We start from the raw sequence: 24,803 nt of genomic DNA on the forward strand, positions 1-24,803 counted from the left end.
GCCATCGTCGGATCCGGGCATGCCGCTGCCACGAATTTGTTTCACAACACTGCCAAAATAGGCTACGCGACCGCCGAGCACAGGGGAGAAGAACGTGGAATTCGACCGGACCTTCGAGCCGCATTATGGCATGCCCGTCGAGATCATGCCCGGCGTGAGCCGCATGACCGTCAACAATCCGAGCCCGTTCACGTTCCACGGCACAAACACCTATCTCGTCGGGAAAGGAGCCGTCGCAATCATTGATCCCGGCCCGGAAGACGATGCCCACCTCGCAGCGTTGCTTGGGGCGATCGGCTCCCGTCCGGTCACCCACATCATTGTCACCCACACGCACAGGGACCACTCGCCACTGACCCGCCGGCTCGCGGAAATCACCGGCGCGCCGTTGCTCGGCTTCGGTCCGCACCGTCCCTCGCGCCATCCGGCCGCGCATGAACTGGCCCAGCTCGACGCAGCGGGCGACACCGATTTCGTCCCCGATGTAACCCTGTCCGATAACGACCTGATCGAGGGCGACGGCTGGGCCCTCCGCGCCATCCATACGCCCGGTCACGCTTCGAACCACTGCGCTTTCGCGCTCGAAGGCACCGGCGTCACCTTCTCCGGCGATCACGTGATGGCCTGGTCCACCACTGTCGTCGCTCCGCCCGATGGTTCCATGGCTGACTACATGGCCTCGCTGGACAAGCTGCTCGAACGCGATGACCGCCTGCTTCTTCCAGGTCACGGCGGTCCCGTCACGAAGCCGGTCGCCTTCCTGCGCGGCCTCCGCGCGCATCGCAAGATGCGGGAGCGCGCAATCCTCGAGCGCCTTGCCATGGGCGACCGCACAATTCCGCAGATCGTTGCCACCCTCTACCGCGACACCGATCCGCGCCTCCACGGCGCTGCCGCTTGCTCCGTCTTCGCGCACATGGAAGACCTGCTTCAGCGCAATCTGGTGATCTGCCACGGCCAGCCGTCCATCAACGCGGAATACGAGCTGGCATAGTCCTCAGCCGCCAGCCATCTCCGTCAGCGCCTCGTCGAGATCGCGAAGGAAGGACTGGATCTCCATCGCATTGAACCCCAGGTCGTGGGAGCCGTAGCGGGAGACTACGCGCATGTCCACGAAGGTTGCGTTGTCGCGCTCCTCCACGCGGATCGCCGCGTCGAAAGGCAGCCCGAGAATCGGCGCTGTCGCCGCAGCTTCCACCACCGTCCTGCCCTCTCCGTCCGCGGCTTCCTCCGGGATGACCTCCCCCGTCTCATCGCTGGAGCCCAGCCGCTCCCAGCCCTTTTGATCCAGGACGGCCATAAGGGCCGCCATAACCTGCTCACGTGGCTGTTCGTAGCGCCGCCCGGCAAGCTCCGGATAGGCTTCCATGTGCTCAAGCCCGGCGGCCTGGCTCAGCGGGCCAATCGGATTCATGGGGGGCTGCCGGAGGGCCGGCGCAAGAGCAAACTCCGGCGGAGTAACGACATCCGTCATCACATCCGTCAACGCCGGCCGGGTGACATACAGCACCCCGGCGATACCATAGGGCGCAAGCACCAGCACCGAGATCAAGAGCCCCCAGAATGCGGACCAGAAGCCGGTAAACCCGTACTCCCACATCCGCCAGAAGGCGAGGATGGCTGTCAGCAGCCCCAGCGTCGCCAGCCCGCCCGCCAGCACCACCGTCCAGAAGAACGGTATCGTCTCGATGAAGCCGAAGCGGTGCAGCGCCACCGCTGTGATGAGCAGGACAAGAGAAAACCACGCAATCCGGCCCGCCCACTTGGCGGCGGCAGAAGGCTTGCGCTCGATCCTCGCGGCACGAATGGCGAAACTGACCATCACTTCCGACCCGTTACGGAACCTCACAAGTAGCGTTTTTTGCTCCCGCCGTCATCACGGACCTCATCGGGCCTACCGCGATCCCCTCCTTCATGCCGCGCTTGTCGAAGTATGAGCCTGTCGAGGCATAAGCTGTCTAGCCGCGAGCCTGTCGAAGCATTCCAGCTTCCTGTGTCTGAAGTCACCTCGTCAAAGAAAACGCCGGCTCTGGAGCCGGCGTTTCCAAACCGTAGTTGCCTCCGCGCGCTCAGCCCATGTTCCGGCAGGCGGCCTGGGCAGCGGCAAGACGCGCGATCGGTACGCGGAACGGCGAGCAGGACACGTAGTCCAGGCCCACCCTCTCGCAGAAGGCGATCGAGGCCGGGTCGCCGCCATGCTCGCCGCAGATGCCGAGCTTGATGCCCGAGCGGGTCGCCCGCCCGTTCTCTGCCGCGATCTTCACCAGCGCGCCGACGCCATCCACGTCGAGTGAGATGAACGGATCCTGCTCGATGATGCCCTTCTTGCGGTAAGTCTCGAGGAACGCGCCCGCGTCATCGCGCGAGATGCCGAAGGTCGTCTGCGTGAGATCGTTGGTTCCGAACGAGAAGAACTCTGCTTCCCTGGCGATGCTGTCTGCTGTCAGCGCCGCCCGGGGCAGCTCGATCATCGTGCCGACCAGATAGTCGAGCTTGGCGCCGGAAGCCTCCAGCACCTGTTTCGCCACGTCGTCGATGATCTTCTTGACGAAGGAGAGCTCCGACACGATGCCGACGAGCGGCACCATGATCTCCGGCACCACCGGCTGGCCCGTGCGCTTGGCTGCTTCCACTGCCGCCTCGAAGATCGCCCGCGCCTGCATCTCGGCGATTTCCGGATAGGACACGGCGAGACGGCAACCACGATTGCCGAGCATCGGGTTGAACTCGTGCAGCTCCTCCGTCCGCTCCTTCAGCCGCTTCGGATTCACGTCCATCGATTTGGCGACCTCGGCGATCTCCTCGTCCGTCTTGGGCAGGAACTCGTGCAGCGGCGGGTCGAGCAGCCGGATCGTCACCGGCAGGCCGGCCATGATCTCGAACAGCTCGATGAAGTCGGCGCGCTGCATCGGCAGCAGCTTGGCGAGCGCCGCGCGGCGCTGTTCCTCGGTGTCCGACAGAATCATCTCGCGCATGGCGAGAATACGCTCGTCATTGAAGAACATGTGCTCGGTACGGCAGAGGCCGATGCCCTCCGCACCGAACTTGCGGGCCGTCCGCGCGTCGAGCGGCGTCTCGGCATTGGCGCGCACCTTCATGCGGCGGATCTGATCAGCCCACTCCATGATCGTGGAGAAATCGCCCGAAAGCGCCGGCTCCTGCATCGGTACCGCACCGGCAAGCACCTGGCCGGTGCCGCCATCGATGGTGATGATGTCGCCCTTTCGGAAGGTGCGGCCCAGCGCCACCATCGTGCCTTCCCTGTAGTCGACGCGCAGCGAGCCCGCGCCGGAGACGCAGGGCTTGCCCATGCCGCGGGCCACCACCGCCGCGTGACTGGTCATGCCGCCGCGCGTCGTGAGAATGCCTTCCGCGGCGTGCATGCCGTGGATGTCCTCAGGACTGGTCTCCACGCGCACGAGGATCGTCTTCACGCCGTGCGCCTTGAGCTCCTCCGCCTCGTCCGGCGAGAACACGATCTGACCGGTAGCCGCACCCGGCGAGGCCGGCAGGCCGGTGGCGATGATGTCACGCGGCGCGTTCGGGTCGAGCGTCGGATGCAGCAGCTGGTCAAGCGAAGCGGGTTCGATGCGGCAGACGGCCTCCTCGCGCGTGATCAGGCCCTCATTGGCCATGTCCACGGCGATCTTGAGCGCCGCGCGCGTCGTGCGCTTGCCCGAGCGGGTCTGCAGCATCCACAGCTTGCCGCGCTCGATGGTGAACTCCAGGTCCTGCATGTCGCGGTAATGCGCCTCAAGCTTCTTCGCCACCTCCACGAAGGTCGCGAAAGCCTCCGGCATCGCCTTCTCGAGCGAGGGCTTGTCGGAGCCGCTCTCCAGCCGAGCCTTCTCTGTCAACGGCTGCGGCGTGCGGATACCCGCCACCACGTCTTCGCCCTGCGCGTTGATGAGGAATTCGCCGTAGAGCGCCTTCTCGCCGGTGGACGGGTTGCGCGTGAAGGCCACGCCCGTGGCCGAGGTCTCGCCCATGTTGCCGAACACCATCGCCTGGACGTTGACGGCCGTGCCCCAGCTTGCGGGAATGTCGTGCAGGCGGCGGTAGGTCACCGCGCGCGGGTTCATCCAGCTGTTGAACACGGCGCCGATCGCGCCCCACAGCTGCTCGCGCGGGTCCTGAGGGAACGGCCTGCCGATCTCGCTCTCCACCTTCTCCTTGTAGAGCCCGACCACCTCGCGCCACTGATCCGCGGTGAATTCGGTATCGAGGTCGTATCCGTGGCGGGCCTTCTCGTCGCTCAGGATTTCCTCGAATTCGTCGTGATCGATGCCCAGCACGACGTTGCCGTACATCTGGATGAAGCGGCGGTAGCTGTCCCAGGCAAAGCGCTGGTCGCCGGAATCCTTCGCCAGCGCCTCGACCGTCTCATCGTTGAGACCGAGGTTGAGGACGGTGTCCATCATGCCCGGCATGGAGGCGCGGGCACCCGAGCGCACCGAAACCAGCAGCAGCTTCTCGGGGTCGCCGAAGCGCCGGCCGGCAATTCTGCCCATCTCCTCGAGTGCCGCTTCCACCTGCTGATCGAGGTCGGTCGGATAGGTTCTGTCGTTGGAATAGTAGTAGGTGCATACCTCAGTGGTGATTGTGAACCCTGGCGGCACCGGCAGCCCGAGGCTGCACATCTCGGCGAGGTTTGCCCCTTTGCCGCCCAGAAGGTTTCTGTCGGAAGCCCTGCCTTCGGCCCGGCCATCTCCAAAGCTGTAAACCCACTTGGTCATGCTCTAACCCCGACTGATCATCCCGTCGCGCCTCATCCGCGACACCGGTATCGGATTATGGCCAACGGCTGCGTCTGGCAATAGACGCTCATCAATTGCCTCGATTTAATATCGATTAGACCGGATGCGCTTCCGGATACCCGCAACGGGCGAAATGCGCATGCGTTCCACCATTGAACGGTGGCAGCGACTGTGTTAGAGAACAAAGTAAGAACATTGGGAGTAACGGAATGCGGCAGACTGGCAAGCTCGACTATATCGAACTGCCCGCGCGCGGCGGGTCGCTGGATCGGGTGAAGGCGTTCTATGCGAATGCCTTCGGCTGGAGCTTCACGGATTACGGCGCCAGCTATTCCGCCTTCAACGAAGGGATCGACGGTGGCTTCAACGGCGAGGACGAAACGACTGCGATCCTTCCGATTCTCTACTCCGCCAACCTGGAACGCACACTGCAGGATGTCGAGGCTGCGGGCGGGGAAATAGTCCGGCCCATCTACAGCTTCCCCGTTGGGCGCCGCTTTCATTTCCGCGACCCGGCGGGCAACGAGCTCGCCGTCTGGAGCGACCGCTAGCGCGGCTGGCCCGGGGGGACTTGCAACCGGACGTCGTCCGGATCCGTGAAAACGCAATTGGTCTGGCAGGCCATGGGGATGGTAGCGACCAGCCTCCCTTCGCCTCCTCCGGCTTGTCCAGGGGGGCAAAAAAGGACGGTGGTTTCCCGAATTTGCACCCCGGACCTTCGAAGGGTGAGCCCGTCCAACGATAGTCGTCGAAGAGCAGGCATCTGAAAGGCTGAAGGCCACCGTATGCTCTCCCCCTCCCCCTTCATGGAAAAGGCCGCCCGGCAGCTTCGCCGGACGGCCTTCCTGATCTGTCTCGTTCTGCCGGCGCGGGGTCCTGACCGCACACCAGGCCGTGCTGCTTGTCCGCAACGGCGTCCCGCCACGCGTCAGCTCACGCCGGGCTGCGCTTTCGCGACTTATTACGCGTCGGCCCCGACTGGCGGAAGCTTCGCCATCACGCGCCGCAGGGCGCCTGCAGCGATCGCGACCTCGGGGTTCACCTGAAGCGCCATCCTGTAGTGAAGGCGGAAGTCTGCATCGGCATCCTTGCCGTCCCCGATGAGCTGCGCGACCTCGCGCCCATAGGCTGCAAGATCCGCCCCGGACCTGATCTCGCCTTCCTTGGCCGCCTCGTCCAGCCGCACGATGAGCCGCGAAAGCTTGGCCATCCATGCGAAGCGCGGATCGTTGATTACCGCGAAGAGGAACGTGTAGGGGTTCTTCAGCGCCGGATCGTCTCCCGCGGCGGAGTGGATGAGAGCGCGGTGGAAATCCCTGAGCCGCAGGGAAAGCTCGTCCGCGACGGCATGAACATTTGTGGCAATGCTGGTCATCGCCCGCTCCTTTCCGGGAGAAACTCCCAATTCGCTTTTCGGAGAACTACGGCTGAAGAATGCCTTCAGCTCCAGACCTGGCCCCGAAAGGACCAGAGGCCTCATATGGGACTCTGGCCAAGGGGTTGCAAGCGCGGCCAGCGCCCGAGACCTGTCCGCGTACAGCTCGCCCCGCCCGCCAGCCAGTGTCCGGCACATTTCAGAAAGATCACTTCAGGCCGGGGAACGGTATTTTGACTTTGCGGCCACCTGGGGTAGGCATAGCTCCATGCTTCCACCGAACCGGACGGGTCATGGCTGACTACATCGCATTCGTTGAACGATATCCATCCCTGCAGACGGGTCTTGCCCTCGCGGCCCTGATACTGACCGCGCTGGCCGTCAATTTCGCTGTCAGGGCGCTCCTGCTGCGCGGGTTCAACCAGCTTCTGTCCCTGACCAGCTTTGGCCGCGATCCGGAACTCGTCCGGCACCGGGTGGTTGACCGGCTCGCGCACGCCACCCCCGCGATCGTGATTGCCGGCGGTGTCCCGCTCGTTCCCGGCCTGCCCGACGCTGCCGTGGCGGTTATCACCAACGTCGCCAACGCCTTCATCATCATCACCGTGGCTCTGGCCATGGGCGGCGCGCTCAATATTGTCGACACGCTCTACCGCCGCCGCCCCGAGGCGCGCCTTCGGCCCATCAAGGGGTACCTCCAGGTCGCCAAGATCGCGATCTACGTGGTTACCGCCATCATGGTCATCTCGATCCTGGTGGACCGGTCGCCGGTTATCCTTCTCTCCAGCCTGGGTGCTATGGCCGCGGTCCTGATCCTCGTCTTCCAGGACACGCTCCTGTCCTTCGTGGCAAGCATCCAGATCTCGTCGACCGACATGGTGCGCGTGGGTGACTGGATCACGGTTCCCGGGCAGGACGCAGACGGCGACGTGATCGAGATCGCCCTGCACACCGTGAAGGTGCAGAACTTCGACAAGACCGTCACCACCATCCCCATCCGCAAGCTGGTGACCGAGCCCTTCAAGAACTGGCGCGCGATGCAGGAATCGGGCGGCCGCCGCATCAAGCGCAGCCTGCTCATCGACCAGTCCAGCATCCGTTTCCTCTCACCCGAAGAGCTGGAACGGCTTTCCTCCTTCCTTCTGCTCAAGGACTACCTTGGCAACAAGGCAAGGGAAATCGCCGAATGGAACGCGTCGCTAGGGGAACACGCCGCCGTGCCGGCCAACACGCGCCGGGCCACGAACATCGGCACCTTCCGCGCCTATGTACAGTCATACCTGCGCGCCCACCCTGGCGTTCACAAAGGCATGACCATCATGGTGCGTCAGATGGCGCCCGAGCCGCACGGCCTTCCCCTCGAGATCTATTGCTTCACGAACACCGTGGTCTGGGTGGAATACGAGGCAATCCAGTCAGACATCTTCGACCACCTACTGGCGATCCTTCCGGAATTCGGCCTGCGCGTCTTCCAGGATCCGAGCGGTTTCGACATGCGTGAATTCATCCGCGCCTTGCGCGCCGGCTGAAACCGGCTCCTGACAGGCAAGGCGCCACAGCCGGCGCTGACCGGGCAGCCCCTCAGCTCGCCTCGGCCAGCAGCTCTGCCGCCTGGAGATCGACCGACACCAGCTGGCTCACGCCCTGTTCGGCCATGGTCACGCCGAACAGGCGGTTCATCCGCGCCATCGTAATCGGGTTGTGCGTGATCACGACGAATCGCGTCTCCGTCGAGCGCGCCATCTCATCGAGCAGGTTGCAGAACCGCTCCACGTTGTGATCGTCGAGCGGCGCGTCCACCTCGTCCAGCACGCAGATCGGCGCCGGATTGGTGAGGAACACGGCGAAAATCAGCGCCATCGCCGTCAGCGCCTGCTCGCCGCCCGAAAGCAGCGTCATCGTCTGCGGCTTCTTGCCGGGCGGACGGGCCAGAATCTCCAGCCCCGCATCCAGCGGATCGTCTGATTCCACCAGCTGCAGCTCGGCGGTGCCGCCGCTGAAGAGATGCGTGAACAGCCGCTGGAAATGGCCATTGACCTGCTCGAACGCGGCGAGCAGCCGCTCGCGTCCCTCGCGGTTGAGGCTCTGGATCGCCTGCCTGAGCTTGCGGATCGCCTCGATCACATCCTCGCGCTCCGCCACGATCAGGTCGTAGCGTTCGGAAAGCTCACGCTGCTCCTCTTCCGCGCGCAGGTTCACTGCGCCGAGCCGTTCGCGCTCTGCCTTCAGACGCTCCAGCCGCCGTTCCACCTCCGCAATGTCCGGCAGCTTGTCGTCCGGGCCGAGGCCCGTGTGCTGAAACACCAGATGCGGCGCGATGTTCATCGCCTGCTGGATGCGCGCTTCAATCTCCACCCGACGCTCTTCCGCCGCCACCTGCCGTTCTTCCGCGCGCGCCCGTTCCTCGCGCGCTGCCGACAGGGACTGGATCGCCTCCGTCGCGCGCCGGTCAAGCTCCGCCTGCGCGTTCTCCGCCTCCTGCAGCGCGTCGGACGCCTCCTTCAGGCGCTCCTCCGCCGTGGCGATCTCGCTGATGAGACTCCGCACCCGGTAGTCGAGATCGTCGGGAGCCTCCGCCAGCGCCTCAAGCTCCTCAATCACTTCCTCGCGGCGCTCGGTGAGCGCATGGATCTGCCGGTCAGCGTTCTCGCGCCGGAAGATCCAGCTCTGCCGCTCCTGCGCAATCGCCGCGAGCCGGCGCTGCCGCGCTTCCGCCTCGCGCTTGCGCCCCTCATGGGCCGCGCGCACTTCCGCAAGCTTGCTGCGGGCGATGGCGACCTCGGAGGCCGCGCGGTCGAGCTTCGCCTGCAGTTCGGAAGGATCCGGCGCCTCCTCGAGAACCGCCCTCGCCTCTTCAAGCGCCTCGAGAGCCTCCTGATGTTCCTCCGACAGGCGGTTCACCGATGCTTCCAGCACCGCCTTGCGGCTTGCGAGTTCGCCGGACGCGCGTTCCGCCGCCGCCAGCGCATCCCGCGCTCCGGCGACCACGCGCTGCGCCTCGCGCACGGCCTCGCGCGCCTGCCGCTCCCGCTCCACCTGTTCGCGAACTCTGTTCTCGGCCAGCGCCAGCGCCTCTTCCGCTGCTGCCACCCGATCCTGCGCCTCGACAGCCTGCGCTTCCAGCTCCGCGAGCCGGTTCTTCTGCGCAAGCCGCATGGCCGCTGCCGTCGGCGCGTCGGCGCTCGCGCGATAGCCATCCCAGCGCCACAGCGCGCCATCGCGTGACACAAGGCACTGGCCGGTCTTCAGCTGCGCCTGCAGCCGTTCTCCGTCCTGCGGCTCGACTATGCCGATCTGCGCCAGCCGGCGCTTGAGTTGCTCCGGCGCCTTCACGACGGACGCGAGCGGCGTCACCCCATCCGGCAATGCCGGATCATCCCCGTGGGGAGGAACCGTTCCCCAGTGTACGGGCGCTGCCGGATCGGTCGGCACGTCGATGTCTTCGCCAAGCGCGGCGCCCAGCGCCGTCTCGAACCCGCGTTCCACCTGCACCTGTTCGAGAACCGCCGGAAAATCCTCGTTGATCCCTGCGCTCAGGATCTTGGCGAGCGTCGAAGCTTCCGTCTCGATCCGCTGCAGCTCCGCCTTCGCCTCGGCGAGCGGCGCGCGCGCATCCGTTTCAGCGGCACGTGCCGCGCTCACGGCCTCCTCGGCCTCGGCAACCGCCTCCTCGGCCATTTCGAGAGCGGCTATGGCCGTATCGAGCTCTTCCTGCTTGGCAGCCGGGTCGGGCAGCGCCGAAATGCGGGCGACGATCTCCGCAAGCTCCCGGTTGACCGCGGCAAGCTGCTGGTTCAGCCGCTCGCAGCGTTCGGAACGCTCGCGCAGCGTCCGCTCTGCCTGGGCACGCGCCGCTGCGGCTTCCGCCCGTTCGGCAGTCAGAGAAGCAAGCAGCGCCTCGCGCTCCTCGAGCTCTCCGGCCATCGTTTCGAGCGCGGCAAGGGCCTCCTCCTCGCCTTCCGCCGCCTGCTCCTCCATCTCGCGCAGCAGCGCCTCTTCCTCATCGAGACGTGTGAGTGTGTCGGCATTGTCGCGCGCCATCTGCTGCTCGCGCGCGATATCGGCGTCAAGCTGCGCCACCCGCTTCTGAAGGTCCGCCGTCCGCTCGCGGATGCGCTTCGCCTCTTCCTGAAGCTGCGTGTGGGCGATCGTCAGCCGCTGCAGCGCCGCGGCAGCCTCGACCTGCGCATTGCGCAGCGAGGGCAGCCTGTGGCTGCCGAGCGCCTGGGCCTTCGCGGCCTCCATCTGCTCGGCAGCCTTCAACGCCACCTGACTGGTCGCCTGCGCCAGCGCGCTCTTGGCTTCCGCCTCCTGCTCCTTGGCCTGTGTCCAGGCCAGGTGCAGGCGGATGGCCTCGGCCTTGCGGATCTCGTCGGAAAGGTTCCTGAACCGGGTCGCCTGCCGCGCCTGCCGCTTCAGGCTTTCGATCTGCGTGGCAAGCTCGCCCACCACGTCGTCAAGGCGTTCGAGGTTCTGGTCGGCCGCGCGCAGCCGCATCTCGGCCTCGTGCCTTCGGGAATGCAGGCCCGAAATGCCTGCCGCCTCTTCGAGCAGCGCACGCCGCGCCTGCGGCTTGGCCTGGATCAGCTCGCCGATGCGCCCCTGTCCCACCATGGAGGGCGACCGGGCGCCGGTCGACTGGTCCGCGAACAGAAGCTGGACGTCGCGCGCCCGCGCTTCCTTGCCGTTGATACGATAGATCGATCCCGCCTCGCGCTCGATGCGGCGCGAGACCTGCAGCTCGTCGGCATCGTTGAAGGCCGGCGGCGCGGAGCGGTCTGAATTGTCGAGGAAAAGCGTGACTTCGGCGGTGTTGCGGGCGGGCCGGGTGGCCGAACCCGAAAAGATCACGTCGTCCATCCCCGAGGCGCGCATGTTCTTGTATGAGCTTTCGCCCATCACCCAGCGCAGTGCCTCGACGAGATTGGACTTGCCGCAACCGTTCGGGCCAACGACGCCGGTGAGTCCGGGCTCGATCACGAACTCACTCGGCTCGACGAAGGACTTGAAACCGACCAGCCGCAGCTTGGTGAACTTCATGCGGCCCTACCCTGGCGCGCACGATGTCCCAGGCAGCGGAAAGAGCTGCCGAACTTAGAGAAGGGGATCGATAATCGCCGACATTTGCTCAATCGACATCGCTCCCGAATACTTCTTTCCGTTGATGAAGAACGTCGGCGTGGCGGTTACGCCCAGCTCCGCGCCTTTTGCACGCACGGCCCTTACATCATCGAGAAGCTTCTGGTCCGTCAAGCACGCCTCAAAGCTCTCCTGTGTAAAACCGGCAAGTTTGGCAATATTAAGCAACGCCGTGCGTGCATCTTGCACTGCCGCCCAGTTCATCTGCTGTTTGAACAGGACATCGACCATCGGATAGTACTTGTTGTCCGAGCAGCGGGCGAGCATGAAACCCGCCTCGGCGCGCGGATCGAGGGGGAACTCACGCAGAATGAACTTCACCTTGCCGGTCTTGATGTACTTGTCATCGAGCGCCGGGAAGGTGTGCTCGTGGAAGCTTGCGCAATGCGGGCAGGTCATCGAGGCGTATTCCACGATCGTCACTGGCGCGTTCGCATCGCCAATTACCTGATCGGGCAGCGCGCCCGGCTCCATCAGCTTCGCCTCATCCACGCTGCCGCTGGCGGCGAGAGCGTTGACCGCAGCAGTCGTCTGTGCGTTTGCCTCGTCGCTACCGCTTGCTGCGAGAAGCGCCACAGCAGGAATGGCAGCCATGGAGGCAAGGATCCTTCTGCGATTGACGTAAATGCTGCGAATCACGGGCGTGCTCCTGAATCGTCTGTTGGTTCCACAACCTGAAATTGGATTATCAGATATGACAGTTGCAGGTGAGTGCCAAATTTCAATTTGCTTCACTGCGTTCACGAATCCGCGAGCGGCTTCCTGCGGCCGATCACGCTTGCCCCAAGCCTGAGAAGGCTCTGGCGGAGCCCCTCGTCCTCGATGCCCTCGGTCAGCCGCTCAAGGCGTTCCTTTTCAGCCCCATTGATCGGTCTCGGCGGCACCGGCCTTTCCCGCCCCAGGTCTGTGAGCTGCTTCTGCACGATCTTGATGCGCCCGATCGCCGCGAAACCGAAATAGGAATTGATTCGCGCGATGATCTCGCTCGTTTCGTGTTGCACCCTGAGCGCCGCCGCACCCGAGCAGGCGATGACGAGCGCGGCCGGCTCGAACGGATCGAGGTCGCTTGCCCGGCGCTGCCAGAGGATCTTCAGGGGCCGCGTACTTTCCGCGAGCCTCTCGCCGACGATTTCCGTCCACGACTGGACCACCTCGATCGAGATGCCCGCGCGCTTGCGCATCACGGGATCGAGCAGATCGCTGGCGAGATCGCTCACCGCAATCGCATTGTTCCCTCTCGTTGTGTCCATGACTCACCTTGCCGCCTGTATTTGCCTGAAGCATAAGAGCGCCGATGGCAACTGCAACCGGCACCAACACCCCTGCTCCTGCGATTCTGACCTGCTCACTGCTGGAGTGGTACGACCGTCACCACCGCAGCCTCCCCTGGCGCGTGCCTCCGGCGGTCATCGCCGCCGGTGAACGCCCCGATCCCTACCGCGTGTGGCTCTCCGAAATCATGCTCCAGCAAACCACCGTGGGGGCAGTAAAATCTTATTTTGACGCATTTACGTCGCGTTGGCCAACGGTCGTTGACCTGGCTGCCGCCGATCTCGACGACGTCATGAAGGCTTGGGCGGGCCTTGGCTACTACTCCCGCGCCCGCAACCTTAAGAAATGCGCCGACCTCGTCGCCCATGAGCTCGACGGCCGCTTCCCGGAAACTGAAGAGGGCCTGCGCAGCCTCCCCGGCATTGGCGACTACACCAGCGCCGCCATAGCGGCCATCGCCTTCAACCGCCCCGCGGTCGTGGTCGACGGCAATGTCGAGCGCGTCATGACCCGCCTGCACGCGATGGAAACCCCGCTTCCCGCGGCGAAACCAGCCATCAGGGCCGCGGTCCGCGAGATGCTCCCGGAGGACCGTCCCGGCGACTTCGCCCAGGCCATGATGGACCTCGGCGCCACCATCTGCACGCCGAAGAACCCCGCCTGCGGCCTGTGCCCGCTCCAGGTCGGCTGCCTTGCCTTCCGCGAGGGCAAGCAGGAGCGCTATCCCCTGAAGCAGGCAAAGCCTGAGAAGCCTGTCCGCGTCGGTGCGGCCTTTGTCGCCGAGCGCCCGGACGGCGCCGTTCTGCTGCGCAAGCGTCCGATGAAGGGCCTTCTTGCCGGAATGGCCGAGGTTCCGACCACGGACTGGACCGCCCGCCAGGACGGCATCAGCAGCCGCGATGGCGCTCCCTTCCCCGCCGACTGGAAGCCGCGCGGCGCCATCACCCACGTCTTCACCCATTTCGAGCTTCGCCTGTCCGTGTTCCACGCTCTGGCCGACATCGAAGCTCCCGAGGGGCACTGGTGGTCTGATCCCGCGTCGCTCTCCGGCGAAGCCCTGCCCACAGTGATGCGCAAGGCGGTCGCCGCCGCGCTTCCCCACCGGCGCCTGACCAGGCGCCGCTGACGCCCTCGCAGAAGCATCGCCATCCCGCAAGAAGCCCTATTAAGAAGCCCTCGTGCTGAGCTTGTCGAAACACGGGGTTTCCTGCACCAGCCAGCCATAAGCAAAGGCGCGCGAGCCTTCCCTCCCGCGCGCCCCATGTCCTGTTGGCACCTTAGCACCGCCCTTCAGGCGGCATCCCCCATCGATCGGATCGTTTTATGCTCCAACCAGCTTGAGCGTGCGGCGCGCCTCCTGGCGCAGTTCGTCGATCGGCTTGAGCGCCCCGCCCACCTCGATGTGCCAGAAGGTCCAGCCATTGCAGGCTTCGAGCCCCTGGATGCGGGCGCCTATGCGGTGGATGGAACCGGCCTCGTCGCCGATGGCGATCGTACCGTCGGCGCGTACATAGGCGGCCCAGCGCTTGTGCCGGTCGTAGAGGCAGGTGCCCGGCTGCACCAGTCCCGCCTCGATCAGGCTCGAGAAGGCGACGCGCGGCTCTGCCCGCTTGCCGGTCATCAGCATCAGGCTGGCGTCGTCCAGCGGTTCCACCTGCGCGATGCGCTCCTGCGCCGCCTCGATATACTCCTGCTCGCGCTCGATGCCGACGAAATGACGGCCAAGCCGCTTCGCCACAGCGCCGGTCGTTCCGGACCCGAAGAACGGATCGAGGATGACGTCGCCCGGTTTTGTCGACGAGAGGATCACGCGCGCCAGCAGCGCCTCCGGCTTCTGCGTCGGATGCAGCTTCTCGCCCTTGGTGTTCTTGAGCCGCTCCTTGCCCGTGCAGATCGGGAACAGCCAGTCCGACCGCATCTGCACATCGTCGTTGGCAGCCTTCATGGCCTCATAGTTGAACGTGTACCCCTTCGCGTTTTTGTCGCGCGAGGCCCAGATCATGGTCTCATGCGCGTTCTGGAACCGTCGGCCGCGGAAATTCGGCATCGGGTTCGTCTTGCGCCAGATGATATCGTTGAGCAGCCAGAAGCCCAGGTCCTGCATGATCGCGCCGACCCGGAAAATGTTGTGGTAGGAGCCGATCACCCAGATCGTGCCATTGGGCTTCAGCACGCGCCGGCAGGCGAGCAGCCACGCACGGGTGAAAGCGTCATAGGCGGCGAAATCCTCGAACTGGTCCCACTCGTCGTCCACGGCGTCCACCAGCGACTGGTCGGGCCGGTGCAGCGCACCGTTGAGCTGCAGATTGTACGGGGGATCGGCGAAGATCACGTCGACGGACTTGTCCGGCAAACGATTGAGCGCCGCAACGCAATCGCCCTTGATGATCGTATCCAGCCATTCTTCTTTAGCGGGATCTGCGGAAAGAACTTCAAGACGACGCACCGCGGACATGAACACCTCACGCGAACTCCTTAACTCGCTGTTATGGTTACCGAGTTCGGTAAACAAACAGTAAGGAGAGCACTCGCGAGCGAAACTTTGTGCTTCCGGCCGTGACGCGGGTTGTCATGGCGGTGCGGCAGATCTACATGGCCGCACAGAGAAGCCCTACCTCAATTGTCATGCTGATCCGGAGTCCAAATGCCAGCCATTGACCTCATCATCTTCGATTGCGACGGCGTCCTCGTGGACTCCGAAATCGTTGCGGCGCGCGTTGAATCGGAACTCCTCCGCAAGGCGGGCCACGACATCTCCCCCGAGGAGCTCACCGAGCGTTATTCGGGTCTGACCTTCAAGGATATCCTGCTTACCATCGAACGCGAGGCGCAGGTTCTCTTCCAGGCAACCCTGATCGACAAGGTCGAGACCATGATCGACGAGCGCCTCGCTCGCGAAGTCAAAGCCATCGAAGGCGTCGCCCAGGTCCTCGCCACGCTGAAATACAGGAAGTGCATCTGTTCCAACTCGACGCGCCATCGCATCGAGGCTTCGCTCAAGCGTGCAGGCCTCATCCACCTGTTCGCGCCGTCGGAAATCTTCTCGTCCGTGGATACGCCCGGCCTGCGGCCCAAGCCCGCTCCCGACGTCTTCCTCCACGCGGCCAAGGAGATGGGTGCCGATCCTAAGAACACCATCGTCATCGAAGACTCGATGCACGGCATTGCCGGCGCTCGCGCTGCGGGCATGCGGGTCATCGGCTTTACCGGCGCCTCGCACACCCATCCCCGGCACGCCGACATGCTGATGGAGGCCGGCGCCGAGACGACCGTCAGCCGCATGTCCGATCTCAAGCCGACCATCGAGGCGCTCGCGGAATGGTCCGCCGACATATGACGTGACGCGGCCAGAGCAAGCGGGAACGGCTCCCCCGGGGACGAGCAGGCAGTCCGGGACGCGCGGGCTGCCCGGCGTTTCAGTGAAAACCGACCAACAATAAACCCGGCGAGGTGCGCCTGCCGGGTTTCTTCGGTTCTACACGGTCGTAAGCGCGGCGCGCGATCAGTTCCGCGTGCCGCCCTCGAAGCCGATGGAGACCTGTACGCTGCGGTCGATCCCGCCGGGGATCACCACATTCGGATCACTGAGGAAGAACTGCGTCGCCCCCGCCACATCGCTCACGTTCACCTGGTGGCGGATGACCTGCGAGTAAAGGACCTGATCCCCGCGCGTCGCGATCACACGGATGGGCAGCGTATAGGTTCCGGGCCGTCCCTTGGGGCCCGGCACGAGGCGGCCGGCAGCCACAACGTTGATCACGCCGCTACCCTGGTTGTACTGGCAAGCGCGCGTCGTGTCGGAGATCACAGCCTGGAAGATAAGGCGGTTCGGATCGCCGTCTCCGCCGCGCTCATACTGCCTCATGTAGACGGTTTCTTCACGCAGCGTTGGGCGCGGACAGTAGGCGCGCAGCTCGCTTTCCCGGATCTGTCCCGGCTCGAGCGAGGTTTGCGTGCTGGTTGTTGCACCCTGCTGGCACCCTGCGACCATCGCCGCCGCAAGAATTGCAAATGCTGCCGCCCCGACCTTAACAGACATGACACCTCTCACGAACTGATGCTTTTCTAATACATCGTTGGTGTTCTATATCAACCGCGCAGAACGAACTTGGCTGGCAATCGCGCACGCCAGCATTCAACTGTTGGAAATGGAGTCTTAGCGGCATGCAGTTTGTCAGCACCCGCGGGGAAGCGCCTGTCTTGGGTTTTTCGGACGTCATGCTCCAGGGCCTTGCCCGCGATGGCGGACTGTATGTTCCGGCCGAGTGGCCCCGGTTTTCCCCAGAAGAAATTCGCGCCCTGCGCGGACTTTCCTATCCTGAGGCCGCCTTTGTCGTGATGCGGCCATTCGTCGGCGGCGAGATTTCCGATGAGGATCTGAAGTCGATCATCGATGAAAGCTACGGTACGTTCCGCCACACCGCCACCTGCCCGCTCGTCCAGACCGGCCCGGCCGAATTCGTCCTCGAGCTGTTCCATGGCCCTACCCTCGCCTTCAAGGATGTGGCCATGCAGTTCCTTGCCCGCGTGATGGATCATGTCCTTGAGAAGCGCGGCGAGCGCGTCACCATCGCCGGAGCCACCTCGGGCGATACCGGCGGCGCCGCCATCGAGGCCTTCGCCGGCGCCAAGCGCGCCGATGTCTTCATCCTGTTCCCGCACGGCCGCGTCTCTCCGGTCCAGCAGCGCCAGATGACCACCTCGAAGGCCGACAACGTCCACGCTATCGCCATCGAGGGCAATTTCGACGACTGCCAGGGCCTCGTGAAGGCCATGTTCAACGACCACGGCTTCCGCGACCGCATCGGTCTGTCGGGCGTCAACTCCATCAACTGGGCCCGTATCATGGCCCAGACCGTGTACTATTTCACCGCCGCCGTTTCGTTGGGCGCGCCGGACCGCTCCGTTTCCTTCGCGGTTCCCACCGGCAATTTCGGAGACATTTTTGCGGGTTATGTGGCCAAGCGCATGGGCCTGCCCATCGACCGGCTCATCATTGCCACCAACTCCAACGACATCCTCGCCCGCACCCTTGCCACCGGCAGCTATGAGACGCGCGAGGTGGTCCCCACCATGTCGCCATCCATGGACATTCAGGTATCCTCGAACTTCGAGCGCCTGCTCTTCGAGGCCGCCGGCCGCGACGCCGCCGAGGTCCGCGCCTGCATGGAAAGCCTGAAGCAGTCCGGCAGCTTCACCGTCCCTGCCGCCGCGCTTGAGCGCATCCGCGCCGAGTTCGATGCCGGCCGCGCCAGCGAGGAAGAAACGGCCCAGACCATCCGCGAAACGCTGGAAAACAGCGGCTATCTCGCCGATCCCCACACGGCCACCGCGCTCAAGGTTGCGCGGGAAAAGGCCATTCCCGGCGAGACCATGATCGTCCTTTCGACGGCCCATCCGGCCAAGTTCCCGCAGGCGGTGAAGGATGCCTGTGGCGTCACCCCTGCCCTGCCGGTCTGGCTGGAAGGCATCATGTCTGCGCAGGAACGTTTCACGGTCCTTCCATCGGACCTGAAAATGGTGGAAGATCACATAATCCGCCGCGCGAGGGCGGTGTCTAGGGAGTGACTATATGAGCGTACAGGTAAGCCGTCTTAGCAACGGCTTGACGGTTGCGACGGAAACGCTGCCGCATCTGGAATCCGTGTCCCTCGGCGTCTGGGTCAAGTCGGGCTCGCGCCACGAGACGGAAGAAGAGCATGGCATTGCGCATCTCCTCGAACACATGGCGTTCAAGGGGACGGGCCGGCGCAGCGCGCTCGACATCGCCACGGAGATCGAGGACGTCGGCGGAGAAATCAACGCGGCGACGAGCGTGGAGACCACGGCCTTCTACGCTCGCGTCCTGAAGGAACACGTTCCGCTCGCCGTCGACATCCTGTCGGACATCCTGACCGATTCGAAGTTCGATCTCGAGGAACTGGAACGCGAACAGCACGTCATCCTCCAGGAGATTGGCGCAGCGCTCGACACACCCGACGACGCCGTTTTCGACCGCTTCACCGAAACGGCCTTCCGCCACCAGGCGATCGGCCGCTCCATCCTCGGCACGCCGGAGACGGTCCAGTCCTTCACCTCCGAACAGCTCCACGATTTCATGCGCCGCCAGTACGGCGCGGACCGCATGGTCGTCGTCGCCGCCGGCGGTGTCGAACACGACGAGTTCGTCCGCGAGGTCGAGAAGCGCTTTGGGGACTTCCGTCCCCGCGCCGAGCAGACGGCCAAGCCCCAGGTCGCCCACTATGTTGGCGGCGATTACCGCGAGATGCGCGACCTGCGCGACGCACAGATTATCCTGGGCTTCGAGGGCCGCGCCTATCACGCCCGCGACTTCTATGCCTCGCAGGTTCTCTCCATGATCCTCGGCGGCGGCATGTCCTCCCGCCTGTTCCAGGAAGTGCGTGAGAAGCGCGGCCTCTGCTATTCGATCTATACCTTCCACTGGGGTTTCTCCGACACGGGCATCTTCGGCATCCATGCCGCCACCGGCGACACGGGAACCGAGGAGCTCATGCCGGTTATCATCGAGGAGCTGATCCGCGCCGGCGAGAGCATCGAGCAGGCCGAGCTGGATCGCGCCCGCGCCCAGTTCCGCGCCTCGCTTCTCATGTCCCGCGAGAGCCCGTCGAGCCGCGCTTCCCAGATCGCCCGCCAGCTCCTCCTCTACGGCCGTCCGATCGGCACGGAGGAACTGATGGACCGGCTGGCCGGTCTGACGGTCGAGCGTCTGACGGACCTGTCCGCGCGCCTCTTCTCATCGCGCCCCACCATCACTGCCATCGGTCCGGTTGGCAGGCTCATGCCACTTAACACCATAAGGGACGCGCTCTCACATCACCGTCCGCGCAGCATTGCGATCTGACGGCGGTCTGATGCAATATGGCGCGAATATCCGTTACCATGTTGAAGAGGCAGTCGTGCCCGCGTTGGACAGAGAGGTGGTTGTGATCTGACATGTTCGGCAGCGCCCTCTTCCGCCGCGACTACCCGGCGCTGGAAGGCGCAAAGGTCTTCCTGCGCATGCCTGCTGCGGAAGACTACGCCGCCTGGGCAGAACTCCGTGAGGAAAGCCGGGCATTCCTCACCCCCTGGGAACCCGTCTGGTCCCATGACGAGCTGTCGCGTCGCGCCTATCGCCAGCGCCTGCGACAGTACCAGATTGCCTACGAGCAGGGGCACGCGGTTTCCTTCTTCCTCTTCTGCAAGGATGAGGGCAACCTGTTGGGAGGCATCACCCTCAGCAACATTCGGCGGGGCGCCGCCCAGACTGCGACCATCGGCTACTGGATGGGCGAACGCTACGCCGGCAAGGGTGCCATGTTCGACGCCCTGCAGTGCGTTATCCCGTATGCTTTTGATACGCTGCGGTTGCACCGGCTCGAAGCCGCCTGTATTCCAAGCAATCAGCGTTCCGTCCGCTTACTTGAAAAAGCCGGATTTCAGCGCGAAGGGCTCTTGCGTTCCTACCTGTGCATCAATGGTTCGTGGCAAGACCACTACCTGTATGCTCGGATCGTCGGAGACACCCCAATTGGTAGATAGGCGAGGCTGATTCTTGGTGCCTTGGTTCAAAGTCGTTGATAGTCTTTGCCGTTTTCTGGCCGCGGTTGTCGTTGTTCTTCTCTCGGTCGGACAGACATGGGCTCTGGAGCCTATCAAGATCACGAGGGAAGACGTCGCCCTCGACCTGTCAAAGGCCGTCGAGATCTATCGGGGACAGGGAGATGCCTTCCAGGTTTCCACCGCCCCGGGCGCCGACAACATCGTGCGCCGCATCGAGGTGCAGGCGAAGGATCGCCGCTCCACCGGTGACTGGGCCGTGTTCGCCCTTGCCAACACCACCGACACGCAGCTCGACCGCCTGATCGTTGCGCCGCATTTCCGCCTCGTGGGCTCCGGCCTGATCTGGCCCGACCTGGGCTCCCAGCGTATCGCCTCCATCACTCCCAGCGAAGGCTTTGCGCTCGACCGCCAGCCAAGCAACGACGCCGACGAGTTTCTCGTCACGTTGAATCCGAACACCGTCGTCACCTTCGTTGCGGAACTTTCGTCCCACAATCTGCCGCAGATCTATCTGTGGGAACCTTCCGCCTATAAGGACACGGTCAACTCCTACACGCTCTTCCGCGGCATCGTGATCGGCATCGCCGGCCTTCTGGCGCTGTTCCTCACCATCCTGTTCGTGATCCGCGGCACCTCGATGTTTCCGGCGACGGCCGCCCTCGCCTGGGCGGTTCTCGCCTACATTTCCGTCGATTTCCATTTCCTCGACCGCTTGATCCGCATTTCGCCCGCCGACGAGCAGCTCTGGCGCGCGGGCGCGGAAGTTGCCCTTGCCGCCTCGCTGGTGGTTTTCCTGTTCGCCTATCTCAACCTCAACCGCTGGCATGAGCACTTCAGCTACGGTCTGTTCGCCTGGATCGTCGGCCTCGCCATCATCGCCGGCGTGGCATGGTTCGACCCGCCCGTCGCGGCGGGCATCGCCCGCCTCTCCTTCGGCGCCACCGCCCTCATTGGCCTTGGCCTGATCATCTATCTCGCCCTGCATGGATACGACCGCGCCATCATGCTTATCCCGAGCTGGTTGATGGTGCTCGTCTGGGTCGTCGGCGCCTGGCTCGCCGTCACCGGGCGGCTCGACAACGACATGGTCCAGCCCGCCATCAACGGCGGCCTGATCCTGATCATCCTGCTCATCGGCTTCACCGTCATGCAGCATGCCTTCACCGGCAGCTCCATGTTCCAGGGCCTGTTCAGCGACATGGAGCGCCAGGCACTCGCCGTCGCGGGCTCGGGCGACATCGTTTGGGACTGGGACGTGATGCGCGACCGCGTCGTCACCAAGCCCGACATCAGCCGCGAACTGGGCCTTCCGGCGGGCAGCCTTCACGGCCCCGCCCGCACCTGGCTCCCGCTGCTTCACGCCGACGACCGCGACACGTTCCGCTCCGCCCTCGACACCATTCTCGAGCATCGTCGCGGCCGGATCTCGCAGTCCTTCCGCCTGCGCGGCGCCGACGGTCACTACCACTGGCTCTCCCTGCGCGCCCGCCCCGTCGTGGGTGCCGATGGCGAGGTGATCCGCTGCGTCGGCACCATGATCGACGTCACCGAGCAGAAGAAGGCCGAGGAGCGGCTTCTGCATGACGCCGTCAACGACAATCTGACGGGCCTTCCCAACCGCGAGCTATTCATCAGCATTCTGGAAACCACGCTCGCCATGGCCGGCAACCAGAGTAAGATCCGGCCCACGGTGATGATGATCGACATCGACCGCTTCAAGCTGGTCAATGACGAGCTCGGCATCTCCGCGGGCGACACGATCCTTCTCACGATTGCCCGCCGCCTTCACCGCCTGATGAAGCCTGGCGACACGCTCTCGCGCCTGGGCGGCGACCAGTTTGCCATCATTCTCCTGTCCGAAACGGCGCCGTCCCGCGTTGCCGCCGTTGCCGACGCGGTGCGCAAGACGATCCGCGCGCCCATCACCTTCGCCCGCAAGGAAATCATCCTCACCCCGTCCATCGGCCTGGTCTCCTGGACGGCGGGAATGACCTCCGCCGAGGACATGCTCAAGGATGCGGAGCTTGCGATGTTCCAGTCGAAACGCTTCGGCGGCGATCGCATCGAGCCCTTCCGTCCGGCCTTCCGTACAAGCGGCACCGACCGCCTGCAGATCGAGTCGGATCTGCGCCGCGCCGTCGAGCGCAAGGAACTGCGCCTCGTCTATCAGCCCATCGTGCGGTTGGAGGACAACACGATCGCTGGCTTTGAAGCTCTGCTGCGCTGGGAGCATCCTCGCCGCGGCATCATCCAGCCCGGCGAATTCATCCCGATCGCGGAGAGTTCCGGCCTGATCGTCCTGCTTGGCCAGTTCGCCATTCAGCAGGCGGCCGAAGACCTCTACAACTGGCAGAAGCAGCTGGGTGACATCCCGCTCTTCGTCTCGGTCAATGTCTCGAGCCGCCAGCTCATCCGTCGCGACCTGGTGGGCGATGTCCGCTCGGCCATCACGCGCGCCGGCATCAAGCCGCGCTGCTTCCGCCTTGAACTGACCGAGTCCCTCATTATGGACAATCCGGAGCAGTCGGCGCACATGCTCAACAAGCTGCGCCAGCTCGGCATCGGTCTTTCGCTGGACGACTTTGGCACGGGCTACTCGTCGCTTTCCTATCTGACCCGCTTCCCGTTCGACACGATCAAGATCGACAAGAGCTTCCTGAACGACCAGAGCAGCAAGGGCTCGGTCCTGCTCAAGTCCATGATTACCATGGCGCACGACCTCGGACTCGCCGTCGTGGCGGAAGGTGTGACGGGGGAGGAAGAGGTCGCCAAGCTCCGCGCTACCGGCTGCGAGTTTGCCCAGAGCTTCTACTTCGGCACGCCCGAGGACGCCGAAACCTCCCTGCGCCTGCTGATGGAGCAATATCCGCTGAAATCGGTGTCGTGAGCGGGCAGGAGATGGCCGTGCGAAGCCGTCCCCGGCAGCCATCGGGCGCGGATCAGTGTGCAGAGAAAGCCCCTGCCTGTCCAAGGCGCCGCGGCCGGCGCAGACGCATCGGGTTCCTGCGCGCCGGTTCAGGCGCGCTTGCAATCATCCCCTTGCGGATACCGCCCTATGCGTGTCCGGACGCGCTGCTGAGGCGTGAGAGATCGACGCCCATGGAGGCCATCACCCGGTCGTAGAGCGTGTCGATCCGGTCGGTGAACAGGAGCTCCGGCGTTGCCGGGCACGCCAGCCAACCGTTTTCGGCGATCTCCGCCTCGAGCTGTCCCGCCGCCCAGCCCGCATAGCCGAGCGCCATCAGCGCCTTGGCGGGTCCGCGTCCCGATGAGATGTCGCGCAGGATGTCGAACGTCGCTGTCAGGCAGACGTCATCCGCCACGCGCAGCGACGTCTCCACATGGTAATCGCCCGTATGGAGCACGAAACCGCGGCTCTGCTCCACCGGACCGCCGTGCAGCACGGGAAGTTTCAGCGCCTTCTCCGGCAGCTTGATCGCATCCTCGCGCGCCACAATTCCAAGATCGACGAGGATGTCGGAAAACCGCAGCTGCTGCGTACGGTTCACGATCAGCCCCATGCTGCCCTCTTCGGTGTGGGCGCACAGATAGACAACCGTACGCGCAAAACGCTCGTCTTCCATGCCCGGCATGGCGAGAAGGAAGTGGTTCTGGAGCGACTGCGTGATCGCCATGGTTCTGCCTGTCATCTGCATCATTTCAAAACTAACGGGTTTCGGATAGGCGGGGAAGGGTCTTGCCGCTGCCCGGCGTCACAAGTCCGACAGAGTCTCTCGGCAAGATTATGAATAATATGGACCATCGTGCGATCCTCACGCTAAAAAGGACCTATGATTTCGAGACTCGCGTTCCTGCTGACCGGCCTTCTCTCGCTTTCCGTCCCCGCGCTCGCCGCATCCAGCGAAACCATCGTCACGCCCGGAGGATCGGTGAAGCTCGTCACTTCCGGCGTTTCCGACAGTGACGGCCGCTTGCGCGGCGCCCTGCAGATCGCCCTGGAGCCCGGCTGGAAGACCTACTGGCGCGATCCCGGTCCCACGGGCATTCCGCCGCGCATCGAGCTGCTCGGCCAGGAGGTGAAGGGCGTGGAGATCCTTTTTCCGGCGCCGCGAAGCTTTGCCGATCCCTATGGCGACTGGGCAGGCTACGACCGCAGCGTTACGCTTCCCGTAATCTTTCACACACCGAAGCCGGGGACGGCCCCACTGATCGAGTCCGAGGTGATGCTCGGAATATGCAAGGCCATCTGCATTCCGGTCGAGGCACCGCTGGTCTTCGATGCCAGTGCCGGCGCCGAAGACATTCAGGACGCCCTCACCGTCCAGGCGGCGTTCGCTGACCTTCCGTCGGAACCGCGCTCCGATTTTCGCCTGTCTGTTGCCGAGAAGCGTGGGAACGAGCTCCTTCTCCGGGTGAACCTTCCGGACCCTGAAATACCAGCCCAGCTGTTCATCACCGCGCTCGATGGCCAGATGACCCTTCCCTCGCTGACGGAGCGCGATGCGACCGCAGCCACCTTTGCCTCCCAAGTTCTCATCGCCCCAAGACATGGCGCGCACCTCCATTACACGCTGGTCCAGGGCGACGAGGCTGTGGCAGGCACGGTTCCGTTTCCGGTTCAGGTGGCCTCCGGTGCCGACTGAGCGCCGCCGTGCCAATCATCCGTCTGACGGTCGCTTTGCTATTTCCCTTTGCCGTCGAAGCCTCTAGTTTGCCGTCCTGAGAGGTCACTCCGA

The 24,803-nt window shown here is 64.4% G+C and carries 19 protein-coding genes; 10 read left to right on the forward strand and 9 right to left on the reverse strand.

The features are described from left to right. Nucleotides 1–130 precede the first annotated feature (130 nt). Nucleotides 131–994, forward strand: a complete 864-nt coding sequence (locus ABD906_RS01890) for an MBL fold metallo-hydrolase (protein ID WP_345098023.1) — start codon at nucleotides 131–133, stop codon at nucleotides 992–994. A 3-nt stretch (nucleotides 995–997) separates the two neighbouring features. Here ABD906_RS01890 and ABD906_RS01895 read toward each other — a convergent pair whose 3' ends face one another. Next, complete coding sequence (locus ABD906_RS01895) at nucleotides 998–1,822, reverse strand: DUF1499 domain-containing protein (RefSeq protein WP_345097917.1); 825 nt, start codon at nucleotides 1,820–1,822, stop codon at nucleotides 998–1,000. Between the two features lie 247 nt (nucleotides 1,823–2,069). Continuing rightward, nucleotides 2,070–4,736: a pyruvate, phosphate dikinase gene (gene ppdK, locus ABD906_RS01900; RefSeq protein ID WP_345097918.1), complete on the reverse strand. Its 2,667-nt coding sequence runs from the start codon at nucleotides 4,734–4,736 to the stop codon at nucleotides 2,070–2,072. A 230-nt stretch (nucleotides 4,737–4,966) separates the two neighbouring features. On the opposite strand from ppdK, the gene ABD906_RS01905 reads away from it, so the two are divergent. After that, entirely contained in the window at nucleotides 4,967–5,308 is a 342-nt protein-coding gene (locus ABD906_RS01905) for a VOC family protein (RefSeq protein WP_345097919.1), read from the forward strand. Between the two features lie 410 nt (nucleotides 5,309–5,718). On the opposite strand, the gene ABD906_RS01910 is transcribed toward ABD906_RS01905, so the two are convergent. Continuing rightward, nucleotides 5,719–6,132, reverse strand: a complete 414-nt coding sequence (locus ABD906_RS01910) for a hypothetical protein (RefSeq protein ID WP_345097920.1) — start codon at nucleotides 6,130–6,132, stop codon at nucleotides 5,719–5,721. 293 nt (nucleotides 6,133–6,425) lie between these two features. On the opposite strand from ABD906_RS01910, the gene ABD906_RS01915 reads away from it, so the two are divergent. Beyond that, nucleotides 6,426–7,661 carry a mechanosensitive ion channel family protein gene (locus tag ABD906_RS01915; RefSeq protein ID WP_345097921.1) on the forward strand — a complete coding sequence of 412 codons (1,236 nt, stop codon included), beginning with the start codon at nucleotides 6,426–6,428 and terminating at the stop codon, nucleotides 7,659–7,661. A 52-nt stretch (nucleotides 7,662–7,713) separates the two neighbouring features. On the opposite strand, the gene ABD906_RS01920 is transcribed toward ABD906_RS01915, so the two are convergent. The 3 genes from ABD906_RS01920 to ABD906_RS01930 form a co-directional block, all read right to left on the reverse strand. Next, nucleotides 7,714–11,172, reverse strand: a complete 3,459-nt coding sequence (locus ABD906_RS01920) for a chromosome segregation SMC family protein (RefSeq protein WP_345097923.1) — start codon at nucleotides 11,170–11,172, stop codon at nucleotides 7,714–7,716. A 54-nt stretch (nucleotides 11,173–11,226) separates the two neighbouring features. After that, on the reverse strand, nucleotides 11,227–11,865 hold the full coding sequence (locus ABD906_RS01925) for a DsbA family protein (protein WP_345098024.1): 639 nt from the start codon (nucleotides 11,863–11,865) through the stop codon (nucleotides 11,227–11,229). A gap of 146 nt (nucleotides 11,866–12,011) precedes the next feature. Then, the gene (locus ABD906_RS01930; RefSeq protein WP_345097925.1) at nucleotides 12,012–12,521 is read right to left on the reverse strand and encodes a DUF721 domain-containing protein; all 510 of its coding nucleotides are present in this window, start codon (nucleotides 12,519–12,521) and stop codon (nucleotides 12,012–12,014) included. Nucleotides 12,522–12,565: 44 nt separating this feature from the next. Between ABD906_RS01930 and mutY the strand changes: the two genes are divergently transcribed. After that, nucleotides 12,566–13,669, forward strand: a complete 1,104-nt coding sequence (gene mutY / locus ABD906_RS01935) for an A/G-specific adenine glycosylase (protein ID WP_345097926.1) — start codon at nucleotides 12,566–12,568, stop codon at nucleotides 13,667–13,669. A gap of 195 nt (nucleotides 13,670–13,864) precedes the next feature. On the opposite strand, the gene ABD906_RS01940 is transcribed toward mutY, so the two are convergent. Next, nucleotides 13,865–14,998, reverse strand: coding sequence for a site-specific DNA-methyltransferase (locus ABD906_RS01940; RefSeq protein WP_345097927.1), 1,134 nt, complete (start codon nucleotides 14,996–14,998; stop codon nucleotides 13,865–13,867). Nucleotides 14,999–15,187: 189 nt separating this feature from the next. Here ABD906_RS01940 and ABD906_RS01945 point away from each other — a divergent pair, with 189 nt between their 5' ends. Next, nucleotides 15,188–15,880 carry an HAD family hydrolase gene (locus tag ABD906_RS01945; RefSeq protein WP_345097928.1) on the forward strand — a complete coding sequence of 231 codons (693 nt, stop codon included), beginning with the start codon at nucleotides 15,188–15,190 and terminating at the stop codon, nucleotides 15,878–15,880. 165 nt (nucleotides 15,881–16,045) lie between these two features. Here ABD906_RS01945 and ABD906_RS01950 read toward each other — a convergent pair whose 3' ends face one another. Next, nucleotides 16,046–16,582, reverse strand: coding sequence for a hypothetical protein (locus ABD906_RS01950; protein WP_345097929.1), 537 nt, complete (start codon nucleotides 16,580–16,582; stop codon nucleotides 16,046–16,048). Nucleotides 16,583–16,707: 125 nt separating this feature from the next. On the opposite strand from ABD906_RS01950, the gene thrC reads away from it, so the two are divergent. The 4 genes from thrC to ABD906_RS01970 all read left to right on the forward strand — a co-directional run bounded on the left by thrC (nucleotide 16,708) and on the right by ABD906_RS01970 (nucleotide 22,993). Beyond that, complete coding sequence (thrC, locus tag ABD906_RS01955; RefSeq protein ID WP_345097930.1) at nucleotides 16,708–18,111, forward strand: threonine synthase; 1,404 nt, start codon at nucleotides 16,708–16,710, stop codon at nucleotides 18,109–18,111. A 4-nt stretch (nucleotides 18,112–18,115) separates the two neighbouring features. Then, nucleotides 18,116–19,405, forward strand: coding sequence for a M16 family metallopeptidase (locus ABD906_RS01960; protein WP_345097931.1), 1,290 nt, complete (start codon nucleotides 18,116–18,118; stop codon nucleotides 19,403–19,405). A 92-nt stretch (nucleotides 19,406–19,497) separates the two neighbouring features. Further along, nucleotides 19,498–20,085: a GNAT family N-acetyltransferase gene (locus ABD906_RS01965; RefSeq protein ID WP_345097932.1), complete on the forward strand. Its 588-nt coding sequence runs from the start codon at nucleotides 19,498–19,500 to the stop codon at nucleotides 20,083–20,085. Nucleotides 20,086–20,140: 55 nt separating this feature from the next. Next, nucleotides 20,141–22,993: an EAL domain-containing protein gene (locus ABD906_RS01970; RefSeq protein WP_345098025.1), complete on the forward strand. Its 2,853-nt coding sequence runs from the start codon at nucleotides 20,141–20,143 to the stop codon at nucleotides 22,991–22,993. 166 nt (nucleotides 22,994–23,159) lie between these two features. Here the strand turns inward: ABD906_RS01970 and ABD906_RS01975 are convergent, their stop codons facing one another. Beyond that, nucleotides 23,160–23,756 (reverse strand): YqgE/AlgH family protein, encoded by a 597-nt coding sequence (locus ABD906_RS01975; RefSeq protein ID WP_345097933.1) that lies wholly within the window; start codon nucleotides 23,754–23,756, stop codon nucleotides 23,160–23,162. A 141-nt stretch (nucleotides 23,757–23,897) separates the two neighbouring features. Here ABD906_RS01975 and ABD906_RS01980 point away from each other — a divergent pair, with 141 nt between their 5' ends. Beyond that, nucleotides 23,898–24,710, forward strand: coding sequence for a protein-disulfide reductase DsbD domain-containing protein (locus ABD906_RS01980; RefSeq protein WP_345097934.1), 813 nt, complete (start codon nucleotides 23,898–23,900; stop codon nucleotides 24,708–24,710). Nucleotides 24,711–24,803 lie beyond the last annotated feature (93 nt).

The sequence above is a fragment of the Chelativorans composti genome (assembly GCF_039541695.1).
Taxonomy (GTDB): Bacteria; Pseudomonadota; Alphaproteobacteria; order Rhizobiales; family Rhizobiaceae; genus Chelativorans; species Chelativorans composti.

Bases quoted from the DNA above. Each gene is read 5' to 3' on its own strand.
- ABD906_RS01890 (WP_345098023.1), top strand. From the start codon at position 131: ATGCCCGTCGAGATCATGCCCGGCGTGAGCCGCATGACCGTCAACAAT.
- ABD906_RS01895 (WP_345097917.1), bottom strand. From the start codon at position 1,822: ATGGTCAGTTTCGCCATTCGTGCCGCGAGGATCGAGCGCAAGCCTTCT.
- ppdK (WP_345097918.1), bottom strand. From the start codon at position 4,736: ATGACCAAGTGGGTTTACAGCTTTGGAGATGGCCGGGCCGAAGGCAGG.
- ABD906_RS01905 (WP_345097919.1), top strand. From the start codon at position 4,967: ATGCGGCAGACTGGCAAGCTCGACTATATCGAACTGCCCGCGCGCGGC.
- ABD906_RS01910 (WP_345097920.1), bottom strand. From the start codon at position 6,132: ATGACCAGCATTGCCACAAATGTTCATGCCGTCGCGGACGAGCTTTCC.
- ABD906_RS01915 (WP_345097921.1), top strand. From the start codon at position 6,426: ATGGCTGACTACATCGCATTCGTTGAACGATATCCATCCCTGCAGACG.
- ABD906_RS01920 (WP_345097923.1), bottom strand. From the start codon at position 11,172: ATGAAGTTCACCAAGCTGCGGCTGGTCGGTTTCAAGTCCTTCGTCGAG.
- ABD906_RS01925 (WP_345098024.1), bottom strand. From the start codon at position 11,865: ATGGCTGCCATTCCTGCTGTGGCGCTTCTCGCAGCAAGCGGTAGCGAC.
- ABD906_RS01930 (WP_345097925.1), bottom strand. From the start codon at position 12,521: ATGGACACAACGAGAGGGAACAATGCGATTGCGGTGAGCGATCTCGCC.
- mutY (WP_345097926.1), top strand. From the start codon at position 12,566: ATGGCAACTGCAACCGGCACCAACACCCCTGCTCCTGCGATTCTGACC.
- ABD906_RS01940 (WP_345097927.1), bottom strand. From the start codon at position 14,998: ATGTCCGCGGTGCGTCGTCTTGAAGTTCTTTCCGCAGATCCCGCTAAA.
- ABD906_RS01945 (WP_345097928.1), top strand. From the start codon at position 15,188: ATGCCAGCCATTGACCTCATCATCTTCGATTGCGACGGCGTCCTCGTG.
- ABD906_RS01950 (WP_345097929.1), bottom strand. From the start codon at position 16,582: ATGTCTGTTAAGGTCGGGGCGGCAGCATTTGCAATTCTTGCGGCGGCG.
- thrC (WP_345097930.1), top strand. From the start codon at position 16,708: ATGCAGTTTGTCAGCACCCGCGGGGAAGCGCCTGTCTTGGGTTTTTCG.
- ABD906_RS01960 (WP_345097931.1), top strand. From the start codon at position 18,116: ATGAGCGTACAGGTAAGCCGTCTTAGCAACGGCTTGACGGTTGCGACG.
- ABD906_RS01965 (WP_345097932.1), top strand. From the start codon at position 19,498: ATGTTCGGCAGCGCCCTCTTCCGCCGCGACTACCCGGCGCTGGAAGGC.
- ABD906_RS01975 (WP_345097933.1), bottom strand. From the start codon at position 23,756: ATGACAGGCAGAACCATGGCGATCACGCAGTCGCTCCAGAACCACTTC.
- ABD906_RS01980 (WP_345097934.1), top strand. From the start codon at position 23,898: ATGATTTCGAGACTCGCGTTCCTGCTGACCGGCCTTCTCTCGCTTTCC.